This window comes from Micromonospora humi (assembly GCF_900090105.1).
In the GTDB taxonomy this organism is placed as follows: Bacteria; Actinomycetota; Actinomycetes; order Mycobacteriales; family Micromonosporaceae; genus Micromonospora; species Micromonospora humi.
Window position 1 is genome coordinate 81001 of sequence record NZ_FMDM01000008.1, and the last position, 20253, is coordinate 101253.

Annotated in this window: 7 protein-coding genes; 4 read left to right on the top strand and 3 right to left on the bottom strand. The window is 73.3% G+C overall.

The genetic code is table 11. The features are described from left to right. Positions 1-352: 352 nt before the first annotated feature. The gene (locus GA0070213_RS16860; RefSeq protein ID WP_245716425.1) at positions 353-3454 is read left to right on the top strand and encodes an AfsR/SARP family transcriptional regulator; all 3102 of its coding nucleotides are present in this window, start codon (positions 353-355) and stop codon (positions 3452-3454) included. Positions 3455-3517: 63 nt separating this feature from the next. On the opposite strand, the gene GA0070213_RS31570 is transcribed toward GA0070213_RS16860, so the two are convergent. After that, the gene (locus GA0070213_RS31570) at positions 3518-3682 is read right to left on the bottom strand and encodes a hypothetical protein (RefSeq protein WP_175441373.1); all 165 of its coding nucleotides are present in this window, start codon (positions 3680-3682) and stop codon (positions 3518-3520) included. Positions 3683-3905: 223 nt separating this feature from the next. On the opposite strand from GA0070213_RS31570, the gene GA0070213_RS16865 reads away from it, so the two are divergent. From GA0070213_RS16865 to GA0070213_RS16875, 3 genes are all read left to right on the top strand, one after another. Further along, complete coding sequence (locus tag GA0070213_RS16865; RefSeq protein WP_091064549.1) at positions 3906-4244, top strand: hydroxyisourate hydrolase; 339 nt, start codon at positions 3906-3908, stop codon at positions 4242-4244. A 29-nt stretch (positions 4245-4273) separates the two neighbouring features. Beyond that, positions 4274-5998, top strand: coding sequence for a 2-isopropylmalate synthase (locus tag GA0070213_RS16870; RefSeq protein ID WP_091064552.1), 1725 nt, complete (start codon positions 4274-4276; stop codon positions 5996-5998). A 221-nt stretch (positions 5999-6219) separates the two neighbouring features. Next, entirely contained in the window at positions 6220-9003 is a 2784-nt protein-coding gene (locus tag GA0070213_RS16875; protein ID WP_091065235.1) for a helix-turn-helix transcriptional regulator, read from the top strand. 68 nt (positions 9004-9071) lie between these two features. On the opposite strand, the gene GA0070213_RS16880 is transcribed toward GA0070213_RS16875, so the two are convergent. Together GA0070213_RS16880 and GA0070213_RS16885 are read right to left on the bottom strand one after the other, a co-directional pair. Continuing rightward, positions 9072-9785 carry a 4'-phosphopantetheinyl transferase family protein gene (locus GA0070213_RS16880; RefSeq protein WP_091064554.1) on the bottom strand — a complete coding sequence of 238 codons (714 nt, stop codon included), beginning with the start codon at positions 9783-9785 and terminating at the stop codon, positions 9072-9074. A 223-nt stretch (positions 9786-10008) separates the two neighbouring features. Continuing rightward, entirely contained in the window at positions 10009-20250 is a 10242-nt protein-coding gene (locus GA0070213_RS16885; RefSeq protein WP_091064557.1) for a Tc toxin subunit A-related protein, read from the bottom strand. Positions 20251-20253 lie beyond the last annotated feature (3 nt).

Sequence of the window (20253 nt, forward strand, 5' to 3'; positions counted from 1 at the left end):
GGGGTACGCGTCGGCAAAATTCCTTCGGCGTATCAAACCGGAGGGAGTGGACGAAAGAGTCGCGTCGAATCGACGCAGCAAACGCATCGATCGGCGCGACTATCGGGAGAACGGCCATTTGTCGCGACCCGAAGGGTGGCGATCGTCAGCCCGGCTGGCACCGGCGGGAATGCTTTCGTAGGCTCGGTGGAGACACCTGGGGGCCAGAGCAATGTGGACGAAGTGGCAGTTTTGTTTATTGTTCTACGACCCTACCGGCGGGCGATCGCGGGGTGAACGAAAGGTTACGGGCATCGAGGCCGTGACCTGCTCCGCACTCGTTGGAGCGTAGGGGGCGCACGTGGATTACCGCGTGCTCGGACCGCTCGAGGTTCTGGCCGACGGCCGTCCCCTCGACCTCGGTGGTCACCGTCAGCAGATCGTTCTGGCCAGCCTCGTGCTGGAGGCGGGACGGGTGGTCCCGGTGGGCCGCCTGATGACCGCGATCTACGGCGAGCACCTGCCCAGCAGCGCCCGCGTCCAGGTGCAGATCTGCGTCTCCGCGCTGCGTCGGCTGCTCGCGTCCTCCGGCCGGGCCGACACCATCATCACCCGCAACCAGGGCTACGTACTCGACCCGACCGGCAGTCACATCGACCTCCGCGACTACGAACGGCTGCTCGCCGAGGCCCGGGAGGCGACCGGCGCGGGCCGTCGCGACGACGCGGTCGGCCGCTACCGCGAGGCGCTCCGGCTGTGGCGCGGCGCGGCCCTGGAAGGCATCGACAGCCAGGTGCTGCGCTCCGCCGCCGACCGGTTCGCCGAGCGCCGGCTGACCGTCATCGAGGACTGCATCGAGCTGGAACTGGATCTGGGTCGGCACCGGGACGTGATCGCCGAGCTGACCGGCCTGGTGCTGGCCCATCCGTTGCGGGAGCGGCTGCGGGGGCAGCTCATGCTGGCGCTCTACCGCTCCGGGCGGCAGGCGGAGGCGCTCGACTCCTACCGGTTGGCCCGCCAGACCCTGATCGACGAGCTGGGCCTGGAGCCGAGCGAGTGGCTGCAGCGCCTGGAGCGGTCGATCCACACCTCGGAGGCCGGCCTGGTCCTCCACCCCGGCCTGGACGGTCCGGCGGTGCTCGCCGTCGCCGAGCAGCTCGCCGACAGCGTGCTGCCGGCCGTCGTGCCGATCGAGGGCGCCGACCCGACGGCGGGCACCGACGAGCCCGTCCTGCCGATCCTCGCCGTCGAGGACGACCCGCCGCCGGCACCCGCGCTGACCGCGGCCACACCCTGCATGCTGCCCACCGACATCGCCGACTTCACCGGCCGGGCCCAGCAGGTCAACGACATCGAGGCGCGGCTGGCCCTGTCGGTGGAGAACCCGCGACAACTGGCGGTGCCGGTCATCGTCATCGCCGGCAAGCCCGGCATCGGGAAGACCACGCTCGGCGTGCACGTCTCGCACCGGCTGGCACCGCAGTATCCGGACGGGCAGCTCTTCGCCGACCTGCACGGCCGGGCGTCTCGGCTGGTCAGCCCGATGCAGATCCTGGAACGGTTCCTGCGGACCCTCGGCGTGCCCGGCGGCGTGCTGCCGGACGGGCTGGAGGAGCGCGCCGAGATGTACCGCGGGCTGCTCTCCGACCGCCGGGTCCTGATCGTGCTCGACAACGTCGGCAGCGAGAGCCAGGTCCTGCCGTTGCTGCCCGGCAACCCGCGGACCGCCGTCATCATCACCAGCCGCAGCCGGCTCGGCGGGCTGCCCGGCGCCACCCACGTCGACATCGACGTCTTCGGCGCCCGGCACTCCATCGAGCTGCTGTCCCGCATCGCCGGCGACAGCCGGGTGCACGCCGAGGCCGACGCCGCCGCCGACCTGGCGGAGCTGTGCGGGCAGCTCCCGCTCGCCCTGCGGATCGCGGGCGCCCGGCTGTCGGCGCGTCCGCACTGGACGCTGGAGCAGCTCGCCGGCCGCCTGGAGAACGAGTCGCGCCGCCTCGACGAGCTCAAGCACGGCGCGATGGGCATCCGGGCCAGCATCTCGATGACCTACGACAACATCAGCGAGGACGCGCGTCGGCTGTTCCGGCTGCTCGCCGTCCTGGACTGCCCGGTCTTCTCCGGCTGGATGGGCGCCGCGCTGCTCGACCGGTCGCTCGACGACGCGCAGGACCTGCTCGACGACCTCGCCGACGCCCAGCTCGTGGAGATCACCGGCGCGGAGTCGGGCCTGCACAGCCAATACCGTTTCCACGACCTGATAAGAGTCTTCGCCCGGGAGCGGCTCGCCGCCGAGGAGGCGGTCACCGAGCGCAACGCGGCGCTGGAGCGGGTGCTCGGCGCGCTGCTGTTCCTCGCCGAGGTGGCGCACCGGCAGCTGCACGGCAACGACAACCTGCAGGTCCACGGCGAGGCGATGCGCTGGGAACTGCCGCCGCGCACCGCCGCCCGCCTGGTCCGGGAGCCGTTGAACTGGTTCGAGCGCGAGCGGCAGTCGCTGGTCGCCGCGGTGCGGCAGGCCGCGAAGATCGGCGCCGTCGAGCTGTGCTGGGACCTGGCCGTCACGGCGGTCACGCTCTTCGAGTCGCGGGTCTACCTCAACGACTGGCGGGACACGCACCAGGTGGCGCTCGCCGCGGTCCGGCAGGCCGAGGACCGGCGCGGGCAGGCCGTCATCCTCTACTCCATCGGGTCCCTGGCGATCGTCGAGAAACGGTTCGCCGACGCGCGGCAGACTCTCGACGAGGCCGCCGAGCTGTTCCAGAGCGTGCACGACGCCCAGGGCGCGGCACTGGTCAGCCGCAACATCGCCTACCTGGAACGGATGGACGGCAACCTCGCCGAGGCGGCCCGACGGTACGAGCGGGCCCTGGCGGTGCTGCGCAACGGCGGTGACCTGGCCGCCGCGGCGTACGTGCTGCACAGCCTGGCGCAGGTCGAGCTGGAGCGGGGGGACGCCGACAGCGCCAAGGGCATGCTGCCGCAGGCGCTGGAGCTCAGCCGCCAGGCCGGCAGCCGGCGCATCGAGGCGCAGGTGCTGCACCGTCTCGGCGACGCGCACCTGCAGGCCGGGGAGCCGGCCGAGGCGGTGGCGGCGTTCGGTGAGGCGCTGGCCGCGGTGCACGACCTCGGCGATCCGATCGGTGAGGCGTACGCCCTGCACGGTCTCGGTCTGGCGCACCTGCGCGGCGGCGACTACACCGAGGCCGGCACCGCGCTGGCCAGCGCCCAGTCGCTGGCCAGCAGCAACGGTGAGCGGCTGGTCGAGGCGCGGATCGCGTTCAGCCTGGGCGAGCTGGCGCTGGCCTGCGGCAAGCCGCCACAGGCGGTGGTGCACCTGCACCGGGCGCTCGGCCTGTTCCGCAGCATCCAGGCGCCGGTCTTCGAGTCGCGGGTGCTGGCGATGCTCACCGAGGCGTACACCGCGGCGTCCGGTTCCGATCAGGTGGTCATCGACTCCAAGGCCTCCTGAGGCCCCGCAGACAGCAGCGCCGTCACCGGGGGAGCGGCGACGGCGCGGTGAGCTTCTGGCGGGTCAGCCCCAGGGCCAGTTCCCGGTCGTCACGATCGGGGCGGAGGCCGGCGGATTCGGGACTGTCTCGTCGGCGCTGGCCGGATTCACCGCACCGAGGGCGAAGCCGGCACCGGCGACGGCGGCGACGAAGATGCGGGCGATGGTGCGGATGTTGAAAAATCGCATGGAATCCTGTCTCCTCAGACTTGCTTCCGACTTGCGCCGGTTGCGGCTTCGATGAAAACCACGCTATGGAACCGCGCCATCGACTTCTTATCGATGTGTTTAAGAAGCGCTCCGACCGCTTCCGGGGCGGTCGATAGCGTCTCGAATGCCGGTCGATAACGGCGGTGCCGATGATGACGCCACGGGCGCCCGCGTCGTGGATCGAAAATTAGGTGAGTAGTCGATGAGTGTCTCTGCGCAAGCGTTGGATGTCGTCTACGGACGCTCGGCGGCCGGAGTCCGGGCCCGGCTGGAAAGGCCGAGCGGGGAAAGTTGGCGAACCGTCTCGCAGGCGGAGACCGACAGTGACGGTCAGATCCTCGACTGGCTGGACGACGACTTCGAGCAGGGCGCGTACCGCATCGTCTTCGACAGCGACTCGTACTTCGCCAGCCTCGGGATCAGCGCCGCCTATCCGGAGGTCGCCGTGGTGTTCCGGGTGCAGGACGAGACCGACACCTGCCAGATCCAGGTCCTGCTCGCACCCTATTCCTATTCGATGTTCTTCGGCAGCCGGGTCTGAGCCGGTGCTCCGGAGGGAGGAGGAACGTGGTGAACCCCTTTCGACGTGCGGTGCGGCGGTACCGGTCACCGGCCGTGGTCCCGCTGACGGAGCGCGCGTGGCCCGGCCGGCGCATCACCTCGGCCCCGAGGTGGCTCTCCACCGACCTGCGTGACGGCAACCAGTCACTGGTCAACCCGATGAGCCCCGACCGTAAGCTGGTCATGTTCCGGCTGCTCACCGAGATGGGCTACCGGGAGATCGAGGTCGGCTTCCCGGTGGCCAGCCAGGACGACCACGACTTCCTGCGTACGCTCATCGAGCGGGACCTGGTGCCGGACGACGTCACCATCTCGGTGCTCGTGCAGGCCCGCGACGACCTGATCCGCCGGACGGTGGAGAGTCTCGCCGGCGCCCGCCGCGCCACCGTCCACCTCTACAATGCCACGTCCCCGCAGTTCCGGCAGGTCGTGTTCGGCATGGACCGGGCCGAGTGCAAGGAACTCGCGGTGCAGGGCACCCGGCTGTTCATGAAGTACGCCGACCGCACCCTGACCGGTTGCGACCTCGGCTTCCAGTACTCCCAGGAGTTGTTCAACGACACCGAGCTGGATTTCTCGCTGGAGGTGTGCGAGGCGGTGATGGACGTCTGGCAGCCCGAGGCGGGCCGGCCCATCATCCTGAACTTCCCGACCACGGTCGAGCGGACCACGCCGAACGTCTTCGCCGACCAGATCGAGTGGATGGGCCGCCGGCTGAGCCGCCGCGAGCACCTCTGCCTGTCGGTGCACCCGCACAACGACCGGGGCACCGGCGTCGCCACCGCCGAGCTGGCGATGCTGGCCGGCGCCGAGCGGGTCGAGGGTTGCCTGTTCGGCAACGGCGAGCGGGCCGGCAACGTCGACCTGGTCACCCTCGGGCTCAACATGTTCAGCCAGGGCGTCGACCCGGGCGTCGACTTCTCCGACCTGAACCGGGTGCGGCGCACCGTGGAGCACTGCACCGAACTGCCGGTGCACCCGCGCCACCCGTACGGCGGCGACCTCGTCTACACCGCCTTCTCCGGATCGCACCAGGACGCCATCAAGAAGGGCTTCGACGAGCAGAAGCGGGTCGCCGCCGCGGCCGGGGTGCCGGTCGCCGAGACGCGCTGGGAGATCCCGTACCTGCCGGTCGACCCGGCGGACGTGGGCCGCACCTACGAGACCGTCGTGCGGATCAACAGCCAGTCGGGCAAGGGCGGGGTGGCCTACGTGGTCAGCTCCCTGCTCGGTCTCCACCTGCCCCGCGACCTGCAGGTGGAGTTCGCCGCGCTGGTGCAGGCGCGCGCCGACGCGGAGGGCGGCGAGGTCGCCCCGGACCGGATCGCCGACCTGTTCCGGTCCGAGTACGTCTCGCGTCCGCTGGTCTCGGTGCCGCTGCCGCTGCCCGCCGCGGTGCCCGCCTACCTGCACGTCGACGGCGCGGCCTTCGAGGTGGGCGCGGCCCGGGCGGACCAGATCGAGCAGGTACGGGACCGCCTGGTGCCGTGGGGCATCGACGTCCACGCCGTGCACCGCACCGGCACGGCGCTCACCGGTTGCGGCGGGCTCGCCGTCTACGCCGAGCTGCGCGTCGGCGACCAGGTGCTGTGGGGCGTCGGCGTCGACGCCGACCTGGAGGCCGCCGTCTCGGCCGCCGTCCGGTCCGCGGCGGCCCGGCTGAACCGTACGACGGCCCCGCCCGCGCCGGAGTCCCTGCCGCTCGGGCCGCCCCGCCTCGCCCGCGTGGTCTGAACGCCGCGTCCTCCGCCGGGTCGCCGTCCACGTGGGCGGCGACCCGGTCGCCGTTTCCGGGGGCGGCCCCTACCGATAGCCGGGGGATAACCGAACGACAGTGGTCGACCGTAGCGTCACCACCAGGCAGAGCGGCCGGGTTGGACGCCACACGGGGGTTCCTGAGATGCCGCTGGAGCGCGCCACCCACGGCGCCCCTCGCACTGAAGGAAGTGAAGAAGATGGGTTTGGTGGAACGTACCGAGGCGATCGAGACACTGGACGGCCTGTTGGCCGCCTCCGTCGCCGGAAAGGGTCGGGTCGCCGTCGTCACGGGACCGGTGGCGACCGGCCGGACCGAGCTGCTGAACACGTTCGCCGACCGCGTCGTGGACCTCAACGGACTGGCCATCACCGCCACCGGGTCGCGGTCCGAGCAGGACCTGCCGCTCGGCGTGATGAGTCAGCTGCTGCTGGACGCCCCGCTGGTCGACGAGGAGCGGCGGCGGGCGATGAACCTCCTCTACGAGGGCGCGCAGACCCTCACCCACGGCGACGGCGGCACGCACCGCCTCGACCCGCAGATCGTGCATTCGCTCTGCACGGTGCTGCTCGAGCTGTCCCGGCGCTATCCGCTGGTCGTCGTGGTCGACGACCTGGACCGGGCCGACCACGCGTCGCTGGTCTGCCTGTCGTATCTGGCCCGACGGGTGCGGTTCGCGTCGATGCTGGCGCTGTTCAGCCACTCCGGGCACCGGCGCTCGGGCACCCCGGTGCTCGACGTGGACGGCCTCGCCCGGCCGCCGCACGGCGCGCACATCGTGCTGGCCACCCTCTCCGCGGAGGGCGTCCGGGAGATGGCGGCCGAGGCGCTCGACGAGGACGACGCCACGCGGCTCGCCCCCCGCTGGCACCAGATCAGCGGCGGCAACCCGCTGCTGGTCGGCGGCCTGGTCGAGGACCACCGGCAGGCGCTCGCCGACGGCGTCGCGCCGGGCGGCGAGCCGGTGCCGGGCGGCCAGTACGCCGAGGCCGTGGTCTCCTGCCTGCGCCGCACCGAGGAACGCATGCAGCGGGTCGCCCAGGCGCTGGCGATCCTGCCGGACGCCGCTTCGCTGGACAAGCTGACCGGTCTGGAGCCGGCGCAGGTCGCCCAGGCGGTCCGCGCGCTGACCGCCGCCGGCCTGCTGCACCGGGGCGACTACCGGCACCCGGTGGCCCGCGAGGCGGTCCTGGCCCAGCTCGACGACGGCGAGCGGGTCGCGCTGCACCGGCGGGCGGCGGAGATCGCCTACCACGAGGGCGCCGTCAGCCAGGTGGTCGCCGAGCACCTGCTGCGCGCCGGTCAGGCCGACGACCCCTGGGTGGTGCCGGTCCTCGAGGACGCGGCCCGGCAGGCGCTGCGCGCCGGTCGGGTGGACGCCGCCGTCGACTACCTCCGGCTCGCCTGGCAGACGTGCGCCGACGACCGGCACCGCGCCAAGATCATGACGACCATGATGCGGGCCGGCTGGCGGATCAACCCGAGCATGTCCACCGGCTACCTGCCCGAACTCACCGCGGCGATGCAGAACGGCTTCCTGCGCAGCGGCGACGCGTTGGTGCTCACCAAGGCGCTGCTCTGGAACGGCCAGTTCGCCGACGCCCGGTCGGTCTTCGAGCAGCTCAACGCCTCGGCCGACGAGCACGACCAGGAAACCCTCACGGAGCTGGCGATCGCCCGGCCACTGCTGCGGTCCACCTATCCGTCGTTCTTCCCGATGCTGCGCCCGCAGGCGCCGCTCGCTCCCACCCCGATCCCGACCGTGTCCGCCGGGCACCGCCTGGAGGCGGCCAGCGCGCTGGCCACCGTGCTCACCCGCGGGCCGTCCGAGCCGCTCGCCGCGGGCGTGGAGCGCATCCTGCACAACTCCCGGCTCGACGAGATGAGCCTGGACACCGTGGAGAGCGCGCTGTTCGCGCTCACCTACAGCGGCCACGCGGACCGGGCCGTGCCGTGGTGCGACACCTTCGTCGAGGAGGCCGGCGCCCGGCAGGCGCCCAGCCGGCTCGCCCGGCTGGCCGCGATCCGGGCCGAGATCTCGCTGCGCCTGGGCGAGCTGCCCGCCGCGGTCCGGCACGCCCGCCTGGCGCTGGAGAGCATGCCGCCGAGCAGTTGGGGCGTCGCGGTCGGGGGCCCGCTCGCGGCGCTGATCACCGCGGCCACCGCGATGGGCGACTACGACCTGGTGCGCGAGCAGCTCGACCAGCCGGTGGCCGAGGAGATGTTCCAGACCCGGTACGGCATGCACTACCTGCACGCCCGCGGTCGTTACAGCCTGGCGATCGGCCAGCTTCCGTTCGCGTTGCGCGACTTCGAGCAGTGCGGTGAGCTGGCCGCCCGGTGGAAGCTCGACGTCCCCGGCCTGATCCCGTGGCGCACCGACGCCGCCGAGGCGCTGCTGCGGATGGGCCGCCCGGGCCCGGCCCGCAAGCTCGTCGACGAGCAGCTCGCCCGCTGCGGCAAGGACGCGCCCCGGGTGCACGGGATGGCGATGCGCCTGCTCGCCGCGACCAGTGAGCTGCGGCACCGTCCGATGTTCCTGCGCCAGGCCGTCGATCTGCAGACCGCCGGCGGCGACGAGTACGAGCTGGCCCGCGCCCTGGCCGATCTCACCGAGGCCTACCACGTGCTCGGGGAGTCCCGCCGCGCCGGCATGATCGCCCGCCGGGCCCGCGCGCTGGCCGACAAGGCCCAGGCCCAGCCGCTGCTCAAGATGCTCACCCGGGGCGGGAACTGGGACGAGTCCGAGTCGGTCGCCCAGCCGCTGAACGCGGCCGGTGGCGCCGCCATGCTCAGCGACGCCGAGCACCGGGTCGCGGCCCTCGCCGCGGAGGGGTACACCAACCGCGAGATCTCGATGAAGCTCTACATCACCATCAGCACCGTCGAGCAGCACCTCACCCGTACCTATCGCAAGCTGAACGTGACCCGCCGCACCGACCTGCCGGCCAACCTCAACCTCGACTTCTCCGTCGCGGGCTGAACCGCGCGCACCACGACGACGGCCGCGCCCGGAGGGGCGCGGCCGTCGCGGTGTTCGGCGGTGGTGGCTCAGGTGGACCGGCGGGTGGCGACCCGACGGCCGACGGGGTGCGTCCGGGGGACGGCGGGAGCCAGCACGGTGATGGCGGTGATGATGAGGCCGTTGCGCACCAGCCAACGGCCGGAGAAGCCGGTCAGCTTGCGGCCCTGCACCCACGGCGCGGTGACCAGGAGGCCGGCGGTGAACGTGCCGGAGAGCGGGTCGAGCACCACCTTCGCGTCCTCGAAGTCCAGCCAGCGCCCGGTCAGTGGGAACCAGGCCTTGTAGACCGACTCCTTGGCGCTGAACAGCATCCGGTCCCACGACACGGCGGGGTGGTCGTGCTGGAGGACGGCGATGCGGTCGCGTTCCTCGGGCAGCGACACGGCGGCCAGGATGCCGTTGGCGAGCGGCTCGTCCGGCTCGGCGTCGATGCCGACGGTGGTGACCCGCTCGCGCTCGGCGACCACGGCGCCGCGATAGCCGGCGCAGTGGGTGATGCTGCCGACCAGGCCCTCCGGCCACTGTGGCTCGCCGCGCACGCCGGGCAGGATCGGCGCGGGTGGCCGGCCCAGCCGGCCCATCGCCTGGCGGGCGCACCACCGGGCGGTGGTGAACTCGCGGCGTCGCTTGTCGACCGCCATCCGGATGACGGCCTCCTCCTCGTGGAAGAGGGTGGCGTCCGGGGGGTCCACGAACGTGTCGACGGCCGTCACCGCGGCCGGGAGAATGGACTCGATCATGGCTTCCTCCGTGCCGGAGAAACGGTTCCGGGGTCAGCGGTGCTCCGGCCGGCACGGAGGTGGGCCGGTTGCGGGACCGTGCTGACAGGTGTCACGCCTCGACACTATCGACGCTGGTGGCAGCGGGGAACGCGGCGCAGGCCATTCACGGGCCGCTCATGCCGCGCTAAGGGAGTGCTGCCGCCGGCTAGGGGCCGACATCGCGTCGGCCCCGGCCGCGCACTCAGCTCGCCCTGGCGCTGTAGTGGCAGACGAGCAGCACGTCGTCGAGCTGGTCCAGGGATGCCGCGACGTCACCGGCCGCCACCGTGAGTCGCCACCGCGCCTGCTCCCCGTCCCCCGTCACCGCCACCGGCCCGAGGTCCGCCCGCTGGTGCAGCAGCGGCGGCAGCGGCACGCCGTCCGCCAGCGCCACGGCCTCCCCGGCGGGCTCCGGCGTCCGCAACGCCGGCAACCTCGTCGGCGCGCCACCGGCGGTGGGCACGCCGAAGACGTCCACCGCGCCGACGGTCAGCCTGCTGGCGCGCATCAGCACCGGGAACCGGTCCCGGCTCAGCGTGACCAGCTGGGTGTGCGACCCGTCCGGCTCGGCGACGGTCCGCAGCCGGTGCCACTCGCCGGGGAACTCGTGGCGCAGGCTGAACAAGCGCGACAGCGGCAGCCCTTCGACGTCGGCGAGCACCTTCTTCCACCGCTCCTTGGCCTTCTGGCGCAGCTGCTCGCCGCCGTCGCGGGCGGTGTAGCGCAGGTGCAGCACGACGTCGGACACGCTGCCCAGGTCGAAGGCGTTGCAGTCCGGGTCGATCTCCAGTCGCCAGCGCCCGGCCGCGCCGGCGCCCTCGAACGGCAGGTAGCGCTCGTCGTGGAAGTTCACCTCGAACAGCCCACTGTCGTTCTGGCCGCCGCTGGTCGCGATCTGCTGCACGGCCGCGAAGTCGCGGACGAAGCGCGGGTCGTCGCCGTCGGCGTCCCGCTCGTACCTGCCGGCGCGCAGCGCGGGGCTGACCCGGGTCTCGTTGGAGAGCATGACCAGCCGGGCGTTGACTCCGCCGTAGGGCCCGACGACCGCCGGCACGGTGAGGCTCACCGACTTGACGCGCCGCAGGTAGTGACCCGGGTGGTCGAGGTCGAACAGCAGCTCCGGCAGGTCGATCTCACAGCGTCCGGTCTCCCGCAACCGGATCAGGGCGAGCGGGGCGTGCTGCCGCAACGACACGTGCTTGGTCAGCTCGTGGTCGCGGACGTCCAGGTCGGCGTGCGCGCGCTGGAGCTGCTGGAGTTGCAGGTGCAGCCGCTCGCCCGCGAGCAGCCCCTTGCGCAGGCTGTCCCAGGCGCCGGCCCGCACGATCGTGGCGCCGTCGGTCAGGCCGCGCTCGAAGCGGTGACACCGCTCGGCCTGCCGGGCCAGCTCGTAGGCGTGCTGGTAGGCCTGGTGGTAGAGGCCGCTGAGCTGGCCCTGCAACCAGCCGTACAGCTCGGCGTCGGTGTACTTGCCGCTCAGGTGCGCCTGGACCAGCTGGGCCTCGGCGATCTGCTTCTCGACCTGCCGCCGCTCCAGGGTGGCCAGCTCCTTGGTGATCTCCATGGTGGTGACCTGCTTGTCGATGCCGGCCAGTTCCAGCGCGGCGGCGTTGGCGCCGATGGCGTACTCCTGGCCCCGGCGACGGTAGCCGGCCATCTTCCCGGCGTGGTCGGCGTCGTAGCTGTCCTCGTACGACATGCCGGCCAGGTGCCGGGAGATCGCGGTGAGAGCCGGTCCGATGTGCTTGCCGCCGAACTCGATCTCGGCGCCGACCCCGAACGGCTCGACGTGCGCGGCGAAGCTGGGAATGTAGTAGGACAGGCTGGCGATGATCTCCATGGCGTTGGCACGCACCTGCCAGTCGCGGGCCGAGTGTGCCGAGGCCAACTGGTTGATCTCCTCCTGGATGAGGAAGACGCCGTCCTGCCGCTGGGTGGCGGGTGCGTAGGAGACCATTCCCGCGACCTGACCCGGTTCGGGCGTCTTGTCCTCGGCGCCCATCAGCCAGCGGTGGTAGCGCAGCCGCTCGGCGGGCACGGCACGGGAGTCCCGCAGCGCCGCGAGCCGGGCGTCGGCCTCGTCCTCCTGCCGGCGCCGGGTCTCCAGGGTCGCGTTGAGCACGAGCAGTTCCTGCTCGGCGCGCAGCGCGGCCAACTCCTCGCCGTCGCGCTGCTCGAGCGCGGCGAGCAGCGACTGGCCGAGGCCACGCAGCGTGGCGCAGGCGTCCTGCGCGCGCCGCAGCACGACCTCGAAGCGGTGCGGTGGCAGCGACGCGTTGACGTCGGCGACCACGCTGCCCAGGTCGATGCCCTGTGCGGCGGCGCGTACCAGCAGCGCGGGGTCGATGGGTGGTTCGAACAGTGGCAGCTGGCGGACGACCCCGGCCAGGTTCATGCAGTTGCGGATCTTGAAGAGGCGGTCGGCGACGGTGTCCCAGTAGCCGAGCAGCTTGTCGTTGGGCGGCACGCAGAAGTAGAGCGTGCGGCCGAGCCCGAGCAACCCCGCGGACTCGGGCGCGGCGGTCAACGTGGCGCTGTTGAGGGTGGGGAAGGTGTTCTCGAACTCGGCCGCGACGTTGCCCAGCGCGTCGAGCTTCCCCCGCATCTGCGCGAACGTCTGCGGGGCGGGCTCACCGGCGGCGGGCACCCGCCGCATCGCCGGACCGCACAGCTCGGCGGCGAGGACGTAGAGGTTGGTGGCCTGGTTGATGCTCTCCATGGTGTCCTGGGCGTAGAGCTTGTCGCCCCACCCGATGAGCGCGTCGAGGTAGCGCATCACCACCTGCTTCTTGTACGCCGTCGGGCGCATCCGGGCCAGCAGGTGCGGCTGGAAGGGGTGGTCCTTCCACTCCGCGATCTGCCGCTTGAGGTCGGCGTCGCCGGAGTTGAGGCGGGCCAGCCACTGCTCGACGGTCTCCTTGCCGGTGGTCCGCAGCGGCAGCACCTTCCAGTAGTCGCCGGTGCCGTCGGTCGGGTCGAAGACGTGGTGGTAGAAGCGCAACGCCTCCTCGTAGCGGTGGTTGTCGGCGAGCATGTCGCCGATCAGCATCGGGATGTCGAAGAACAGCTCCCGGTGGTAGCCGGACTGCGCGCTGCTCCAGTCCAGCCCCGGGTTGCCGGGCAGGCCGAAGTCGACGTTGTCGGACGGGTACGGCGTGGACACCGCCCACGGGTCGGGCTGGTACCTCTCGGCGAAGCCGGGGGTGAGGACGAGCTGCTGGTTGGCGGGGGTGAGCAGGCCGGACACGCCGTACTGCTGCAGCCGCTTGAGGTAGGTGCAGACGAACGGGTCGAAGAACGTCTGCAGCTCGACCGTCGCGGCGACCTTCGGCCGGGCGAAGATCGCACCGATCCGCTCGATCTCCAGCGCGACCGCCAGTTCCTTGGTGAGTGGCTTGTCGACGGTGAGGGCCGCGGCGTGCGGCAGCTCCCGGGCCAACCGGCTGTCGGCCACCGCGAACCGCGGCGCGGTCAGCGCGGCGCGGGCCAGCGTGGCGTTCGCCCCGCCCCAGCCGTTGCCGGCGACCTCGGCGCCGTGTCCGGCCTCGACCAGCCACGGCAGCTCCGGGACCGCGACGACGTCCGTGCCCCTGGGCGTGAGGTCGAGGCCGGGGTAGATGCGCGCCGGATCGCCGATGACGCCGCTCAGCGTCGGCGACGCCAACCTCAGCCGGCCGAAGTAGGCCCGCCGGTCGTCGCCGACGACGAAGTAGCCGCTGTCGGAGTGCGCCCACCGCTCGACGCCGATCCGCATCCCCGGCGCCCGGCCCAGCACCGTCGTGGCCCGCACCGGCTTGCTCCTGGTCAACGGCTTGACCTGGAGTTCGTCGGCGCTCACCCGCAGCAGCGCGCCGGTGCTGAGCCAGGTCTGGTCCGGGCGGTCGGCGGTCATCCGACCGTGGCAGCCGTCGACGACGAACGTGCCCAACGCGTACGTGTAGGCCTGGTTGCCGTCGGCGGCGAGCGCGTTCTCCTCGGTGACGAGCACCGGCGGCTGGTAGCTGACCTTCTTCTCGTCGTCGGACCAGATGAGGGTGCGGTTGGCGACGCACAGCACACGCAGCCGGTCGCCCTCGATCCGGGTCTCCAGACGCTCGACCACCCCGGGCGGCCGGGGGGTGCCCTGGGCGGTGGTGGCGTCGTCGTCGTCCGGGTCGTAGTCGGCGACGAGGACGTCCCCGCCGTCCGTGACGCGCTTGGGCCCCCAGGCCCCGTCGCGGTACTCCGACCAGGCGAGCTGGACCTCCTGGTAGTACCGCGGTGGCTGGGCGGACGTGGCGCCGGTCGCGGCCGGTCGGGTCTTGGTGGTCACCTGCGCCCAGAACAGGTAGAGCCGTCGGTTGAAGGTGACCGCGGTGACCAGCTCGCCGCGCACGTCGACGGGGACCTGCTCCCAGGGAGTCCACCTCGCGGTGCCGTCGGCGGTCACGACGTAGCGGCGGTAGTGGTACACCTGCGGGGTGTTGGCGGTGCGCCCGAACAGGTGCACGACCGTCTGCAGCTTCTCCGCCGGTTCGAAGTCGTGCTGCACGTGCAGCGCGGTGACATCGAGTTTGGCGACGGTGTCCAGCTTCTCCAGGTAGCCCGCGACGGCCCGTTCCGCCGCGGCCTCGGTGAGATCCTCGCTGAGCAGCACGCCTTCCAGGTCCTTGAAGAACGGGGTCTTGTCGTCACGCAACTGCGGCAGGATCCAGTTCTCCGGATACAGCAGCACCTTGCGGTTGGCCTCCCAGACCCGGTAGTTCCGCATCCATCGCCAGTGCCCGGCGTCGACGGCCTGCGGCGTGACCGCGGGCGCCTCGTGGTTGAGCAGGACGCGCTGGATGAACAGCTGCACCGAGGAGATCGCCTGCTTGATCCGCGAGGTGCGCATGCACGGGCTCATCTCGACGTCGACGAGCAGCTGCTGGTAGAGCCCGTCGGCATCGCGTACGCCCAGGCGTGGCGCGAGGTAGGCGACCAGGGCGGCGCGGCGGCGGTCGCGCTGGGCGTCGGTGAGCGAGGCGGCCACGTCGAGCCAGGCGTCGTCGTCGTAGCGGGCCTTGACGGCGCGGCGGGTGTCCTCGGCGACGTCCTGCCCGGTGGGCCGGCGCGCCCATCCGGCGGCCGTGACCGTGGGCACGCCGAGCGTGGTGACCACGGCGGCGGCGTCGACCAGCCGTTCGACGGCCACCGGGTCCCGCAGCGCGGGCAGAGCCAGGTTCAGCCCGGCCGGGTCCGCCAGGTCGGTGATCGTGGTGGCCGGCACCCCGGCCGCCGCGGCGAGCGCGGTGGCGGCCTGTTCGTCGGTGGTGGCCGACCACAGGGCCGCCAACGCCCCGTCGGGCTGGCCGGGGCGGGCGCGGACCCTCGCGTACGCGCCGATGGCCCGCGCGGCGGGGAGGTCCAGCAGCCGCCGGCCGTCGGCGCGCAGCGTCACCACGTCGGCGACCAGGACCCGCAGGTCGGCGCCGGGCAGCCGATGGCCCTCGGCGAGCAGCTGGACGCGGGCCAGCAGCTCGTACCCCTGCCGCGCCGGATCGGTGACGTCCGGCGCGTCGGCCAGGGCGAGCAGGTCGGTGATGAGCGGTGTGCCGGGCACGACGCCGCGCAGCGCCGGCCCACCCGCGGTGCGCCGCCCTTCGAGCAGCAGCGCGACGGTGGCCGCGTCGGGCAGCACCGCCAGCATCGTCTGCCGGATCAGGGCACGCTGTTCCCGGTCGCGGACGGCGGGCAGGACGGCGTCCAGCAGGAGCCGTGTCCGCGCGTCGACGGCGGCCTCGCGCTGGCCCGGATCGTCGGGCAGCGGCGTGGCCAGCAGCGTCGTCGGGGCGGTGATCCCGGCGGCGGCCAGCGCGGTGCTGAGGTCGGTGAGCACGGCTCGGGGTAGGGCGTGCAGCCGGTCGACGGCGGCCGCCCAGCCCGGGTCGGCGGTGAACGTCCGTATCTCGTCGTGCTCGGCGTCGGTGAGCGCGCCGACAACGGTGACGGTGCGGTCCGCGGGGCTCCAGCGCAGCCGGGTGCTCCACGCGGCGGGGATCGCGGGCGCGGGAGCGGGCGGCGTGGGCAGGGTGGCGACGGTCTGGTCGTTTCCGGTCAGGATCGCCGCTGCCGCGTCCACGAGCGGCGCGGGCACCTGAGTGGCGGCAAGGGCCCGGCGGACCAGGGCGTCCGGCGGCCCGACCGTCGGGTCGAGATCGGCGGCCACGGTCCGCAGCCCGTCGCGCAGCGCGCCGAGGACGCGGTCGCGGCCGGCATCGGCGTGCGGGGTGGACAGGTCTGCGAGCAGGCCGGCGAGTCGGGTCGGGTCGAGATCGCCGCGGCGCAGCCGCCGGATCTCCCCGACCAGGGTACGGGCGGTCCAGTCGCCGGATCCGGGCGCGGTGAACGGGTCGACGCCGCTGAGGGTGATCATGGTGATCAGGTCGCGGACGTTCCACTCCACGGCGCGGGCCAGGGTGACGTGCCGGAACATGGCGCTGACCGCTGCCACGTCGAGCGGGGCGGTGTCGTCGGCCAGGCCGAGGTGGGCGCGCAGCGCGGCGAGGTCGGCGGCGGGAACGCGCATCCCGGCCTGCAGGGTGGCCAGGTGGTCGCCGACGGTGGCGCCGGGCAGCACCTGGCCGCGCCAGTCCGGGTCGAACGCCGGGTCCAGCCGCAGCAGGGCCCGGTTGCGCAGCCGGCGGTGGTAGAGCGACCCGGGTCGGGTCGGGTCGAGGTCCGCCCAGAGCAGCACCACCTGCGCGACCGCGACGTCGAGGGTGCGGGCCAGGTCCGCCACCCGCGCCACGGCGGTGACGGTCGCCGCGTCGAGGTCCCCGGCGCCCAGCGCGGTGAGCGTGAGGTCGAGGTCGTCGAGCTCCCAGCCGGTGGCCCGCCACAGCCGCACGAGCCGGTCGAGGCGGACCCACTCGTCGTCGGTGAGCCAGGGCTCGTCGTCGGCCCAGTGGCGCACGGTGACGGCGTCGACGGCGCGTTCGAGCGGGCCGTCCACCAGGACTGTGGCGCGCAGGCGGTCCCAGGCCGGCCCCGCCAGGTGGGTGCCGGCCCAGTCGGTGAACTCGTCGACCGTACGCCCGGCGGCGCCGAGCGCGGCGGTCAGCGCGGGGCTGGGATTCACCAGCCCGCCGGTGACGAACGCGACCAGGTCGGCGCCGGGCAGGTGCAGGCCCTGCACGGTCTCGAACGCGTGCTGGGCCGGGTTGAGGAAACGGGTGCGCAGCAGCGCGAGCAGCTCGTCGTAGCCGATCCCGGCGCGGTCCAGCAGCAGTGGTGTGTGCGGCAGCAGGCTCACCGCGTACGAGGGGCCGTGCGCGGCCAGGGCCGACCAGGTGGCGGCGTCGGCGTGGCCGGTGGCGGGCAGCCCCTGCGCGGTCTGGAACGCGGTGACGGCCGCGGTCACGGGCGCGTCGAAGCGTTCCCGGGCGGGATCGGCGCCGACGGTCAGCGCCGCCCCGGCTGCGGCCAGCTTGCGTCGCAGCGCCCACACCCACCAGCCGCTGTCCCCGTCGGCGAGCGTCGGCGGGGTGACGGCGGTGAACCCGAAGCGTTCGTCGGCGTCCACCGCGTCGGCCGGGGCGCCCGCCAGGTCCACGCCGGTGATCAGCGCGAAGGTGGCCGGTGTCAGGCCGAGGCGCTCGGCGGCGAGGGCGTGCGCGGGGGTGCCGTCGGCGAACGTCTCCAGCAGGTCCGCCCGGGCGACGCCGAGGTGGGCGAGGTGGGCGCGGGCCGCGTCGAGCGCGGCGTCGAACGGCAGGCTGTTCGGGTACGCGGCCCGGTCGAGCCGGGTCCGGGTCGCGGCGGGCGGGGTGACGTACGCGGCCCAGTCGGTGTGCTGCGGCGCGGCGGCCAGCTCGGCGGCGGTGACGCCGTCGGTGTCGTACGCCGGGATCACGGCCGGGTCGAGCGAGCCGACCAGGCTCTCCAGCACCTCGTTGACGAGGTCGACGTACGGGATGGTGGTGTTGGTGTTCTCGCACGTCAGCGGGATCTGGGCGAGGTCGGGACGCCGGGTGAGCAGCACGTCCAGCGGCCGCTGCCCGGACCCGTTCGGCGCCGCCGTGTCCAGCATGGCCAGCAGGTCCACCAGGTACGCCGCCGGGCTGTAGACCGAGCGGCAGTGGTCGCACTCGCACCAGCTCACGTCGCCGAACAGGGCACCCCAGGTGGGCAGGTAGGTGGCGATGCTCCGGTCGATCGCGGCGGCCGCCTCGACCCGGTCGCCGCCCTGCAGCGCCGCGAGGTCGACGCCCAGCCGGGCGTCGACGAGGTGCGCGTACGTGGCCAGCATCGCGGTGGCGGTCTGCTGCGCCTTGCTGTGGATCATCATGGCCTGCGGGGCGTCCAGGTCGGCCGCGTGCGCGAGGAACGTCTGCTGCGGCAACCGCGCGATGTCGAACGCGGACCGGTACGACTGCCCGATCAGCCAGTCCATCGCGGCCGGTCCGGTGCTGACCCGGTAGAGCCGCTGCGCGCGGCTCAGCTCGGGCATCAGCGCGGCGCGGGTCGGCTCGTCGATGCCCTCGAACAGCACGTCCGCGTGCTCGGTCAGGAACGGCTCCAGCCGGGTCGTGCCGATGTCGAACGCCGCGCCGCGACCGCGTACCCGCTCGCCGGTGGCGCGGGCGAGCACCGTGGGCAGGGCGTCTCGTACGGCCTCGCCGCCCACCGCGTCGGCCGGCGCGCCGGCCAGCGACCGGGCCACCGACGCGGTCGGGAACGCCAGGTGCGCCTGCCCGAGCAGGCCCGCCGCGTACACCGCGGGACGGTCGGCCTCGTCGACGCCGACCGCCACCCCGTCGGGCAACCCGACCCGGGTGACGAGCGCGGTCAGCTCCTCGTGCCCCAGGTCGAGCAGCGCCTCGGCGGAGCCGATGCCCCGCTCCCGCTGCAACGCCGTCATCAACGGGAGGTGGCGGTCGGTCAGGGCGTCGAGCTGGAGCGCGAACTGCGCCCGCTCGATCGCGCCCGGCTCGGCGAAATCCGGGTCGGCACGCAGCTCCCGCCACATCGCCGCCGGGTCGTCGGCGCGGCCCGCCGCGGCCCGCAGCAGGGCCCGCTGCGCCCGCGCGTCCGGCACCGCGTCGGCCAGCACCGGCCCGTACGCGGGCGCGCCGGCGCCGGCCAGCAGCAGATCGGGGGACAGGTCGAGGATGAGCGCGACCGCGGCGTCGAGCGCCTCGTCGGGCTGCTCGGCGATGACCCGCCGCTCGATCGACTGGCGCAGGCCGGCGGACAGCTCGTCGCGCCCGGCCAGGGTGAGCCGGGGCAGGTCGGTCAGGCGCCGGTCGCAGCGGGCCAGACCGTACAGCAACTCCGCGTCGAGTCGCCCGTCGAAGGATCGGTGGGCCAGGCGGTGGGCCTGCGCGAGGTGCCCGACCAGGGTCCGGTCGACTCCGGTCTCCCGGGCGGCGAAGGTGACGTCCAGGTGCCGCTCCTCGTCCAGCTCGGCCGGGGAGCGGCCGTCCAGCAGCGGTTCCAGCGCGGCCATGAGCCGGGCGTACTCGGTGCCGTCGGCGGGCACCCGGGCGGTCAGGGTGAGCGCCAGCTCCTCGTCGCGTCGTGCCGGGATGCCGAGCGTCAGCTCGTCGTCGGTCAGCGGCGCCAGCGTCGGCGCGCCGCCGAACACGCGGTACACGGTCGCGGTGACCGCCCGCCCGCCGACGTCGAGGTCGAGCACCAGGTCGGCCTCGGGCCCGCCGCGGCCCTCGCCCCGCCCGAACGCCGACCCCCGGTAGGCGATCCGGAACGCGCCGTCCGCGTCCGTCTCCGCCTCGCCGAGCCGGTCGCGCCGCGCACCGAGGTCACGGTCGTAGGCGCGGACCCGGACGCCGGCGACCGGGCGCCCACCCGGCTCGCGGACCGTGCCGAACACCGTGTACGCGGCGTCGTCCACCGGCGGCGCGGCGCCCGCCACCAGATCGACGCGCTCACGTGGCCCCGGATCGGGCAGCGGGGTCGAGCCGGCGATCGTCCGGCCGTCCGCGTCGTACGCGAACAGGACCAGCTCCAGTCGCTCCTTGGGGTGCTCGACGCCGGGCCCGGCCACCGCGTAGTGGCGTGGGTCGTAGCGCATCCGGTAGCCGCCCTCGGCGTCGGTGGTGGCCTCGGCCAGCAGCGCGCCGCCGACGAAGTCGACGTCGAAGGCGAACATCAGCCGGCCGGCCAGGCCTGCCCCGGCGGTGTCGGTCAGCCGTCCCTCGACGACCTGGAACACGCCCCGCTCGACGAGCAGCGTGTTCAGGCGCTCGGCGCTGTCGCGGTCGAGCACGCCGGGCTCGGCCGCGGGCCAGCGGAGCTGTGCCTGGAGGCGGGCCACCGCCTCGCGGGTGCCGTCGCCGTACTCGGCCTGCTCGCGTTCGTCGGCGCCGACCGGTTCGCCGAACCCGACCGCGTCGAGGGCCCGGTGCAGGTCGGTGACGAACTCGCCGGAGCTGCCGGGGGACTGTGAGGTGAGTGCGCGCATCAG